1 pseudogene is annotated in these 548 nt (G+C 27.9%); it reads right to left on the reverse strand.

From position 1 onward, the window contains the following. A pseudogene (locus QZ106_RS01120) lies at positions 1 to 387 on the reverse strand (thiamine biosynthesis protein ThiF); the annotation flags it as partial. Positions 388 to 548 lie beyond the last annotated feature (161 nt).

Here is a 548-nt window from a genome sequence, read left to right on the forward strand (position 1 = left end):
AATTATATGCTCATAATGCTCATCTTTTTCTTGATGAATAATATATTGAACAATCCATTTTTTGATTGCCTGGAAATCTTGCTGTAATTTCTTCTCAAAAATAACGCAATGCTGATTATGAAAGCAAATAGCATTATCAGACATCACATGGCTGAATTTTTTATATTCATCATTTTTTAGATAAAAGCGAATGGACTCACTATCACTGATTTTTAATGGGTAGGCTTGATCAATGATAATATTAAAATCAATAGGCTTATCTAATTCTTCAAAATCAAAAGTAATGTCAAAACTTACCTGCTCTTGTGAAAAATGAAGAGCAGATAAATTTTTAATATATGGAATAGATTGAATAGTTTGCTCTAATTCAATTTGAGAAAATTTCATATCAACCAAATCTTTGTGAAATTGGAGGTGTTGAAACTAATACCGAACTTTTAAGCCCATAAGCCTTATTCCCATCGTTATTATTTTCAGCAAATTTTCCATTTAATGGAAGATAAAACTCTATTTGTTTTTCATTTAATTCTATTTGTACTAGCATAGAT

The organism is uncultured Aggregatibacter sp. (assembly GCF_901873365.1).
Lineage (GTDB): Bacteria > Pseudomonadota > Gammaproteobacteria > Enterobacterales > Pasteurellaceae > Aggregatibacter.